Annotated in this window: 12 protein-coding genes and 1 other RNA gene; 9 read left to right on the top strand and 4 right to left on the bottom strand. The window is 46.9% G+C overall.

Features of this window, described 5'->3' with window-relative positions; all coding sequences use genetic code 11:
• On the top strand, positions 1-117 hold a 117-nt coding region (locus FQ015_RS24730; protein ID WP_123057350.1), incomplete at its 5' end, for an autotransporter outer membrane beta-barrel domain-containing protein.
• Positions 118-277: 160 nt separating this feature from the next.
• Here the strand turns inward: FQ015_RS24730 and ssrA are convergent.
• The 4 genes from ssrA to FQ015_RS15590 all read right to left on the bottom strand — a co-directional run bounded on the left by ssrA (position 278) and on the right by FQ015_RS15590 (position 3125).
• Positions 278-454, bottom strand: a transfer-messenger RNA (tmRNA) gene (gene ssrA, locus FQ015_RS24725).
• Positions 439-1470, bottom strand: a complete 1032-nt coding sequence (locus FQ015_RS15600; protein WP_160524240.1) for a hypothetical protein — start codon at positions 1468-1470, stop codon at positions 439-441. Before FQ015_RS15600 ends, ssrA begins: the two co-directional genes overlap by 16 nt.
• 2 nt (positions 1471-1472) lie before the next feature.
• A complete protein-coding gene (locus tag FQ015_RS15595; RefSeq protein ID WP_001676484.1) occupies positions 1473-2492 on the bottom strand; it encodes a site-specific integrase in 1020 nt (339 codons plus the stop codon).
• Between the two features lie 3 nt (positions 2493-2495).
• Complete coding sequence (locus FQ015_RS15590; protein ID WP_001676485.1) at positions 2496-3125, bottom strand: phage repressor protein CI; 630 nt, start codon at positions 3123-3125, stop codon at positions 2496-2498.
• 123 nt (positions 3126-3248) lie between these two features.
• Between FQ015_RS15590 and FQ015_RS15585 the strand changes: the two genes are divergently transcribed.
• The 8 genes from FQ015_RS15585 (at position 3249) to FQ015_RS15550 (ending at position 8339) form a co-directional block, all read left to right on the top strand.
• Positions 3249-3491 (top strand): Rha family transcriptional regulator, encoded by a 243-nt coding sequence (locus FQ015_RS15585; RefSeq protein ID WP_160524239.1) that lies wholly within the window; start codon positions 3249-3251, stop codon positions 3489-3491.
• A gap of 32 nt (positions 3492-3523) precedes the next feature.
• Positions 3524-4033 (top strand): phage regulatory CII family protein, encoded by a 510-nt coding sequence (locus FQ015_RS15580; RefSeq protein WP_089560407.1) that lies wholly within the window; start codon positions 3524-3526, stop codon positions 4031-4033.
• Positions 4034-4040: 7 nt separating this feature from the next.
• Complete coding sequence (locus FQ015_RS15575) at positions 4041-4241, top strand: phage filamentation protein Fil family protein (protein ID WP_000956182.1); 201 nt, start codon at positions 4041-4043, stop codon at positions 4239-4241.
• Entirely contained in the window at positions 4205-4546 is a 342-nt protein-coding gene (locus FQ015_RS15570) for a DUF5347 domain-containing protein (RefSeq protein ID WP_000963473.1), read from the top strand. The genes FQ015_RS15575 and FQ015_RS15570 overlap by 37 nt, the downstream gene beginning before the upstream one ends.
• Before the next feature lie 67 nt (positions 4547-4613).
• Positions 4614-4847 carry a DUF2732 family protein gene (locus FQ015_RS15565; RefSeq protein WP_160524238.1) on the top strand — a complete coding sequence of 78 codons (234 nt, stop codon included), beginning with the start codon at positions 4614-4616 and terminating at the stop codon, positions 4845-4847.
• Positions 4847-5074: a TraR/DksA family transcriptional regulator gene (locus FQ015_RS15560; RefSeq protein WP_097329848.1), complete on the top strand. Its 228-nt coding sequence runs from the start codon at positions 4847-4849 to the stop codon at positions 5072-5074. The genes FQ015_RS15565 and FQ015_RS15560 overlap by 1 nt, the downstream gene beginning before the upstream one ends.
• On the top strand, positions 5071-5928 hold the full coding sequence (locus FQ015_RS15555) for a DNA adenine methylase (RefSeq protein ID WP_089560405.1): 858 nt from the start codon (positions 5071-5073) through the stop codon (positions 5926-5928). The genes FQ015_RS15560 and FQ015_RS15555 overlap by 4 nt, the downstream gene beginning before the upstream one ends.
• Positions 5925-8339 (top strand): replication endonuclease, encoded by a 2415-nt coding sequence (locus tag FQ015_RS15550; RefSeq protein ID WP_097329849.1) that lies wholly within the window; start codon positions 5925-5927, stop codon positions 8337-8339. Before FQ015_RS15555 ends, FQ015_RS15550 begins: the two co-directional genes overlap by 4 nt.
• Positions 8340-8427: the final 88 nt, after the last annotated feature.

The raw sequence follows: 8427 nt of genomic DNA, 5'->3' as shown, positions 1-8427 counted from the left end.
GGTATTAAAGCCTCATTCAGCAGTTCGTTAAGCGGGCATCTCGGGGTGGGGTATAGCCATGGTGCCGGTGTGGAATCCCCGTGGAACGCGGTGGCTGGTGTGAACTGGTCGTTCTGACCATCAACGAAAAAGCCCACATCTGTGGGCTTTCATATCACCAGGAGCCGCGGCTCCTTTGCGTATCCTTTTATGTCTCCTCACCGTCTGGTCGGTGTCTTGCTGAGACTTCTAACTTCCTGTTTTTGTTGGTGTTGTCCTTACACCGTCCAATCATGATTGGTGGAGCTGGCGGGAGTTGAACCCGCGTCCGAAATTCCTACATACCATTTTTACTACAGAAAGAATAATGATTTATGTTTAAAAACAATATGTTAGTGTTATGTGGTGTTTGGCAGTTTTATCTGTTTTTAAAGCTCTGCCGCCAAAATGTCGCCATCATCAATCGCGTCTCAGCTGGGGTAAGCGAGACATCTTGGCGGGTTGATAAGCTATAGTGATCAAGAACTGAGAATACTTGAACCAATTCTCTAGAATCCCTTCACCATATATCAAAATTTTATCTTCTATAGGGAAGTACAAGTTTACCACTTCATTTCTGCAAGTATCCAAGAAGGCGTAGGTTATCTCTTCTAAGGATTGCAGTGATTCGTACAGAGTGCCAAAATCATAAAATGGTGAATAAACTTGGTATTTATTATAACTATCATTTATTACAAATGACTTTTTATAATGAAATCCACCTAAACACAACAGTTTACAAGTTTTTTCATAAATAATCATAACTCCTACAAATATTCTCATCTTTGTTGTGCAAAGTTCCTCTGTAGGATGTATTTGATTTTCACTCTCGGATAATTGCTTGAGTCTTGCGTTGATTTCTACCCAACATTTGTGTAAATCAATAACAAATTGCTCATTAATATCTAATTGTTGAGAATCATCAGGCGTAGATTGTGGGTATGCTTTTCTATATAATTCTTGTGGATGTTTTATAAAATGTTGGTAGATTGCTTCAGCTTGAGCTTCCTGAACCGGGTAGTAGCTGCCTATTCTTTTTCCTTCGATTTTTTTATATAAATCAAGATGAAATTTCATGTGGTTGTAATATAAATCTACCCTGTTTTTCCTTTCTGCCTCTGAGATCTGTTTTTCTGTTTGTTTGGTTCTGTGTAGGTTGTTTACTATTGAAACTAAAGGTACTGCAGATGCAAGGATGAGTAATGGTAATTTCGAGATATCTAAAAATCTCTCATAACCGCGACTTGTAAGACTAAAAGAGTGTATTTTATCTATCCAGACAAAAGAACCAAAGTAAAGGCTGGTGAATAAAGGTAGGCCTATTGCAGCCCAGAACAAGGGTTGTTGGAACAAGCTTCTATGATCGAGAACATAAAGTCGATATTTTATAAATAAGAATATACAACCTAATAAAACGGATAGGTACATAAATGTGCTAATGCTTTTTTCCATTATCAGTATCCCAACATAGCCAGTGGATTTTTTGTTACAGCATCTTCTAAATGATCTGGCGAAAAATGAGCATAAACCATCGTCATTTTTATATCAGAGTGACCAAGAATATCGCGTAGTACCAATATGTTTCCGCCATTCATCATGAAGTGACTGGCGAATGTATGGCGCAACACGTGTGTGCACTGGCCTTCAGGCAGGTCTATACCGGCTCGTTTTACTGCGCGCTCAAAAGCTTTTCTGCAGGGCGTGAATAGTTTCCCTCTGTTTTTGGGGAGTTCTTCATATAGCTCCTGAGATATCGGTACGGTTCGGTTTTTCTTGCCTTTAGTTTTGGTGTAGGTGATCCGGTATTTTGATAATTGATGGCCCTGCAGGTTTTCGGCTTCACTCCATCTCGCGCCGGTGGCCAGACATATTTTTGCAACCGTCAGCAGACTAGAGCTTTGAGAATCGGCGCAGGCATCCAGCAGACGTTTAATTTCTTCCGGGGTCAGGAACGCCAATTCACTCTCAGCAATTTTAAACGTTGGCAGCCCAGCAAGCGGGTTGGGGGCTGACCAGTGGCCCAGCTTTTTCAGTGTACCAAAAACAGATGATAGATTGCGCTGTTCAAGGTTTACCGTGCGGGGCTTAACGGGCGACATAAACGTGCCATCTTCATTTCGTACTTCACCTTTTAACCGTGCTTCGCGGTATTTCGTAAAGTCACCGGCTGTCAGTTCTGAAGCGATGGGATCGCCTAGACCATTACAGATAATACTAAGTTTCGCCATGAGGCGCTTGGGGTCTGTGAGTGTTTGACCATACAGGGAATACCACAGCTCAATTAATTCTGATAGATGTCGCCGATCTTCCTTTTCCCCCAGCCATGGTTTTTTGTTCACTTCTTCCATTGTGAAGCTTTCAAATGCAATAGCTTCGCCTTTGGTAGCAAATTGCTTACGCACGCGCTTACCATTGCGTCCATTGGGATAGCACTCACACAACCATTTTCCGTTCGGCTGTTTTCTGATGGTCATAAGTTAGAGGTTCTTGATTACTTTGACTGCACGTCCTACGACTTCCACATCATCTACAGAACATTCAAATGAAGTGTCATCTTGGTTAACTACTATTTTGTTTCCGGGTATGCGCGCAATTTTGACGATGTTTTTCATACCGTCGATGTCTATGAGCCAAATTCCGTTACTAAGCTGTTTTGCTGATGTATCAACAATGTAATTGCCGTCGTTAGCTTTGACGTACAAACAATATTCGGCTTTTCCGGGTATCAAAGTCTGATCAAGGAAAACATCCCCCATCTCTTCGAGCGTTCCGTTCTCAATGGTTGCCTGCCTTACTGATGGGATAACTATCTTTGAAAGGGGGCGAACTGTAGGTGAACTCTCGTTTTTGAACTTATTTTTTTCTTCTGTTTGAGGATACATTTCCCCTTGGCCCGTTGTCAGCCAAAGAAGAGAAATACCTGTTTCAAGGGCACATTGAATAACCCAGTCAGCAGGGAAGCTATCACGTAACATCCTGTTTGCCATGGTGCTTTTTGATGCTTCGAGGTGTTCAACCAACGCAATCTGAGTGTTGAAACCATAGGCAGTCATCAGCCTTTTGATGGTCTCTCTTCCTCCCGTATTTGCACCTGTATTAATCTTCAAGATGAACTCTCCATTTGACAATCCAATAACGAGATCGTATTTTTGTATTTAACTTCTAATATGAGAGTTTAGAAGTTGGGGTTAAACATCATAAAACGAGCTTAAACCAAGAGATACTGCACTATGAGCACAGATATTTCAATTCGTGTACCAAAAGAGATGGCTACGCCTGCTGAATTCGCTGAATGGGAAGGGATTTCCCGTGGGTCTGTTTACCAAAAAATTTACCATGGCCAACTCGCTAAGTACATGGTCAAGAAAGAAAAAAACAAAGGCCGCGTAAGCCTGCGTTATCTGATGTACAAAACTGATCAGGTCCGTGAATCCCTCGGTCATTCCAACTTCCGCGTCATTGTTGGTAAGTAACTTCAATTATGGGAACTTTCTAAGGGAGCACCATGTTTGATTACAAGATTTCCAAACATCCGCATTTTGATGAAGCTTGTAGAGCTTTTGCACTACGTCACAATATGTCCAAGCTGGCAGAACGTGCAGGAATGAATGTTCAGACACTGCGAAACAAACTCAACCCAGATCAACCACATCAGCTTACAGCGCCAGACATCTGGCTGCTTACCGATCTGACTGAGGACTCAACACTGGTAGATGGTTTTCTGGCACAGATTCATTGTCTGCCATGTGTTCCGATTAATGAGGTGGCAAAAGAGAAACTGCCGCATTACGTCATGAGTGCAACTGCAGAGATAGGACGTGTCGCGGCAGGTGCGGTTTCTGGCGATGTAAAAACCAGTGCAGGCCGTCGTGATGCGATCAGCAGCATTAACTCTGTTACACGACTGATGGCGCTGGCTGCTGTTTCATTGCAAGCCCGTTTACAGGCTAATCCTGCGATGGCGAGTGCAGTTGATACCATGACTGGTCTTGGTGCTTCATTCGGTTTGCTGTGAGGTGCTTATGCTTACGAAAGAACCATCATTTGCATCGCTGCTGGTTAAACAAAGCCCGGCAATGCATTACGGTCACGGCTGGATCATGGGTGAGGATGGTAAACGCTGGCATCCGTGCCGTTCACAAGATGAATTGCTGGCAGAACTATCTACGAAAAAACGGGGGAACAAATGGCTATTGAAGGCGCTGCGGCGACTGTTCCATTAAGCCCCGGTGAACGCCTGAATGGACTTAATCACATTGCGGAGTTAAGGGCGAAAGTATTTGGCCTGAATATTGAGTCAGAGCTTGAGCGGTTTATTAAAGATATGCGTGATCCACGGGATATCAATAACGAACAAAATAAACGAGCACTGGCTGCCATATTCTTTATGGCAAAAATTCCAGCTGAACGTCATAGCATCAGCATTAATGAGCTGACCACTGACGAAAAGCGGGAGCTGATTAAAGCAATGAATCATTTTCGTGCAGTGGTGAGCTTATTTCCCAGACGGCTAACCATGCCGAATTAACCAACTAATGAAATTAATGGCGTAAACCCGCTGGGCATCCCTTTATCTAAATACAGGAGAATTGATTATGCGTAATATTGAAACCCTCACGACTAAAACCGGACCGGATGACACAGGGCTTAGTATTTTACTGACAGAGGCTCGTCTGGAAGAACGCCGGGCAAGGGCTGAAGCAATGGCAGCTCGCCTTGATCGCCTGGCGTGTCATATCACATCCCGCCAGTTAAACCACGTCGAAGCGGCAGAACTGCTGCGTGTGACTGCTGAAGCAATCCAGAACGAAGCGCAGGAGATCCACTGATGGCTGATGCAATGGATCTCGTACAGCAGCGAGTTGAAGAAGAACGCCAACGTCATATCCGTGCTGCCCGTGCCAAAACGCCGGGCGTGTCCCGCGTGCTTTGCGTTGAGTGTGAAGCGCCAATTCTGCCAGCACGCCGTCGTGCCATTCCGGGTGTGCAGCTTTGCATTACCTGTCAGGAAATCGCAGAGCTGAAAGGCAAACATTACAACGGAGGTGCTGTATGAGCACCATCCTGAAATGGGCGGGAAATAAAACCGCCATAATGTCCGAACTGAAAAAGCATCTTCCTGCTGGCCCGCGACTGGTTGAACCTTTCGCGGGATCCTGTGCAGTGATGATGGAGACGGATTACCCCAGCTATCTTGTTGCGGATATTAATCCTGATTTAATCAACCTCTATAAAAAGGTTGCTGCTGATTGTGAGGCGTTTATATCTCGTGCCAGAGCTTTATTTGAGGAAGCAAATAGGGAGGTGGCTTATTACAACATAAGGCAGGAGTTTAATTACTCCACTGAAATTACTGATTTCATGAAAGCGGTATATTTTCTGTATCTCAATCGTCATGGTTATCGTGGGTTATGTCGCTATAACAAGAGCGGGTATTTCAACATTCCCTACGGTAATTATAAAAATCCGTATTTCCCTGAAAAAGAAATTCGCGCATTTGCAGAGAAAGCCCAGCGGGCAACGTTTATCTGCGCCAGCTTTGATGAAACGCTGGCGATGTTGAAGGCGGGGGATGTGGTGTATTGCGATCCGCCTTATGACGGTACGTTTTCCGGCTATCACACTGATGGCTTCACTGAAGATGACCAGTATCACCTGGCATCCGTTCTTGAACATCGATCATCTGAAGGTCATCCGGTCATTGTTTCTAACAGTGACACATCCCTGATTCGTTCGCTGTATCGCAATTTCACTCACTACTACATCAAGGCAAAACGCAGCATCGGCGTGTCGGCTGGCGAGAGTAAATCTGCAACAGAAATCATTGCTGTTTCCGGGGCGCGCTGCTGGGTGGGATTTGATCCTTCGCGTGGCGTGGATAGTTCTGCCATGTACGGAGTGCGTGCATGAGCCATGATGATATGAACAACTGCAGCGGCTTTAACGAGGCCGCCGCAGCATTCTCATGGAACAGCCCGAAAAAGGCCATTAACCCTTATCTGGACCCGGCGGAAGTTGCGCCGGTTTCTGCGCTTTCAAACCTGATCACTCTGTACGCTGCCGATAACGAGCAGGAACAACTGCGCCGCGAGGCACTGAGTGATCAGGTCTGGGAGCGTTATTTCTTTAATGAATCCCGTGATCCTGTCCAACGCGAAATGGAGCAGGATAAGCTCATTAGCCGGGCAAAGCTGGCGCATGAGCAGCAGCGTTTTAATCCAGATATGGTCATTCTGGCGGACGTCAATGCCCAGCCTTCCCATATCAGCAAGCCGCTGATGCAACGTATTGAATACTTCAGCAGCCTGGGCAGGCCAAAGGCTTATTCCCGCTATTTGCGTGAGACGATTAAGCCATGTCTGGAACGACTGGAGCATGTACGCGACAGTCAGCTATCCACTTCTTTTCGCTTTATGGCAAGCCATGAAGGGCTGGACGGCCTGCTGATCCTGCCTGAAATGAGTCAGGAGCAGGTGAAACGCTTGTCTACCCTTGTCGCTGCGCATATGAGCATGTGTCTTGATGCAGCTTGTGGCGATTTGTATGTCACCGATGACGTTAAGCCAGAAGAAATCCGCAAGACATGGGAAAAGGTGGCAGCGGAAACCCTGCGTCTGGATGTCATCCCGCCTGCGTTTGATCAACTCCGCCGGAAAAGAAACCGCCGTAAACCCGTGCCCTATGAACTCATTCCGGGTTCGCTGGCGCGTATGTTGTGCGCCGACTGGTGGTACCGGAAATTATGGAAGATGCGTTGCGAATGGCGGGAAGAGCAGTTGCGTGCTGTCTGCCTGGTCAGCAAAAAAGCATCTCCCTATGTCAGCTATGAAGCCGTGATGCATAAACGTGAGCAGCGCCGTAAGTCGCTGGAGTTTTTTCGTTCTCATGAACTGGTGAACGAAGACGGCGACACGCTGGACATGGAGGATGTGGTAAACGCCAGCAGCAGCAACCCTGCGCATCGCCGCAATGAGATGATGGCCTGTGTTAAAGGTCTGGAGCTTATCGCGGAAATGCGCGGTGACTGCGCCGTTTTCTACACCATCACCTGTCCGTCACGTTTCCATTCCACGCTAAATAACGGCAGGCCAAACCCGACCTGGACCAACGCGACAGTAAGACAAAGCAGTGATTATCTGGTCGGCATGTTTGCTGCATTTCGTAAGGCTATGCACAAAGCCGGGTTGCGCTGGTATGGCGTGCGGGTGGCTGAGCCGCATCATGACGGCACAGTTCACTGGCACCTGTTGTGTTTCATGCGCAAAAAAGACCGCCGCGCCATTACTGCATTGTTGCGTAAGTTTGCCATCCGTGAAGACCGCGAGGAGCTGGGCAATAACACGGGACCACGCTTTAAGTCTGAGCTGATAAACCCGCGCAAAGGAACGCCGACAAGCTACATTGCGAAATATATCAGTAAGAATATTGACGGGCGTGGTCTGGCTGGCGAGATCAGTAAGGAAACGGGGAAATCCCTGCGTGATAACGCTGAATACGTTAATGCCTGGGCGTCTCTGCATCGTGTTCAGCAATTCCGCTTCTTTGGCATTCCGGGGCGTCAGGCTTACCGTGAACTGCGATTGCTGGCTGGTCAGGCGGCAAGGCAACAGGGTGACAAAAAAGCAGGTGCGCCGGTACTGGATAACCCGCGCCTTGATGCCATTCTGGCTGCTGCTGATGCTGGTTGTTTTGCCACCTACATCATGAAGCAGGGCGGCGTACTGGTTCCCCGCAAATATCACCTCATCAGAACCGCTTATGAAATCAACGAAGAGCCAACCGCCTATGGCGATCACGGTATTCGTATTTATGGCATCTGGTCACCCATTGCAGAGGGCAAGATCTGCACTCATGCAGTGAAGTGGAAAATGGTTCGTAAGGCCGTTGACGTTCAGGAGGCGGCAGCCGACCAGGGCGCTTGCGCCCCTTGGACTCGTGGCAATAACTGTCCCCTTGCTGAAAATTTGAACCAACAGGAGAAAGATAAATCAGCTGATGGGGACCCCAGAACGGACATTACCAGCATGGATGACAAGGAGTTGCACGATTACCTGCACAGTATGAGCAAAAAAGAGCGCCGGGAACTGGCAGCAAGGTTACGCCTGGTGAAACCGAAACGGCGTAAAGACTACAAACAGCGAATTACAGACCATCAGCGACTGCAGCTCGTGTATGAGCTGAAGTCCAGAGGATTTGATGGCAGCGAGAAAGAGGTCGATTTACTCCTTCGCGGAGGCAGTATTCCGTCAGGAGCAGGCCTGCGTATCTTCTATCGGAACCAGCGTTTGCAGGAAGATGATCAGTGGCGGAACCTGTATTAATTACGCGGGTTAACAATTCGTGCTCTTAATAATACCAGGCATATCAGGCTGATGAACGTAAAAAATCGTTTTACATCAGTAAGATTAT

It is taken from the genome of Escherichia sp. HH26CH (genome assembly GCF_009820205.1).
GTDB classification, from domain to species: domain Bacteria; phylum Pseudomonadota; class Gammaproteobacteria; order Enterobacterales; family Enterobacteriaceae; genus Escherichia; species Escherichia coli_F.
The sequence above is the reverse complement of the archived record's forward strand: the minus strand, read 5'-3'. Positions and strand labels throughout refer to the sequence as shown.

Excerpts from the sequence above, each read along its gene's own strand:
- FQ015_RS15570 (WP_000963473.1), top strand. The coding sequence starts at position 4,205 with ATGGCTATTGAAGGCGCTGCGGCGACTGTTCCATTAAGCCCCGGTGAA.
- FQ015_RS15550 (WP_097329849.1), top strand. The coding sequence starts at position 5,925 with ATGAGCCATGATGATATGAACAACTGCAGCGGCTTTAACGAGGCCGCC.
- FQ015_RS15565 (WP_160524238.1), top strand. The coding sequence starts at position 4,614 with ATGCGTAATATTGAAACCCTCACGACTAAAACCGGACCGGATGACACA.
- FQ015_RS15585 (WP_160524239.1), top strand. The coding sequence starts at position 3,249 with ATGAGCACAGATATTTCAATTCGTGTACCAAAAGAGATGGCTACGCCT.
- FQ015_RS15580 (WP_089560407.1), top strand. The coding sequence starts at position 3,524 with ATGTTTGATTACAAGATTTCCAAACATCCGCATTTTGATGAAGCTTGT.
- FQ015_RS15595 (WP_001676484.1), bottom strand. The coding sequence starts at position 2,492 with ATGACCATCAGAAAACAGCCGAACGGAAAATGGTTGTGTGAGTGCTAT.
- FQ015_RS15555 (WP_089560405.1), top strand. The coding sequence starts at position 5,071 with ATGAGCACCATCCTGAAATGGGCGGGAAATAAAACCGCCATAATGTCC.
- FQ015_RS15560 (WP_097329848.1), top strand. The coding sequence starts at position 4,847 with ATGGCTGATGCAATGGATCTCGTACAGCAGCGAGTTGAAGAAGAACGC.
- FQ015_RS15600 (WP_160524240.1), bottom strand. The coding sequence starts at position 1,470 with ATGGAAAAAAGCATTAGCACATTTATGTACCTATCCGTTTTATTAGGT.
- FQ015_RS15575 (WP_000956182.1), top strand. The coding sequence starts at position 4,041 with ATGCTTACGAAAGAACCATCATTTGCATCGCTGCTGGTTAAACAAAGC.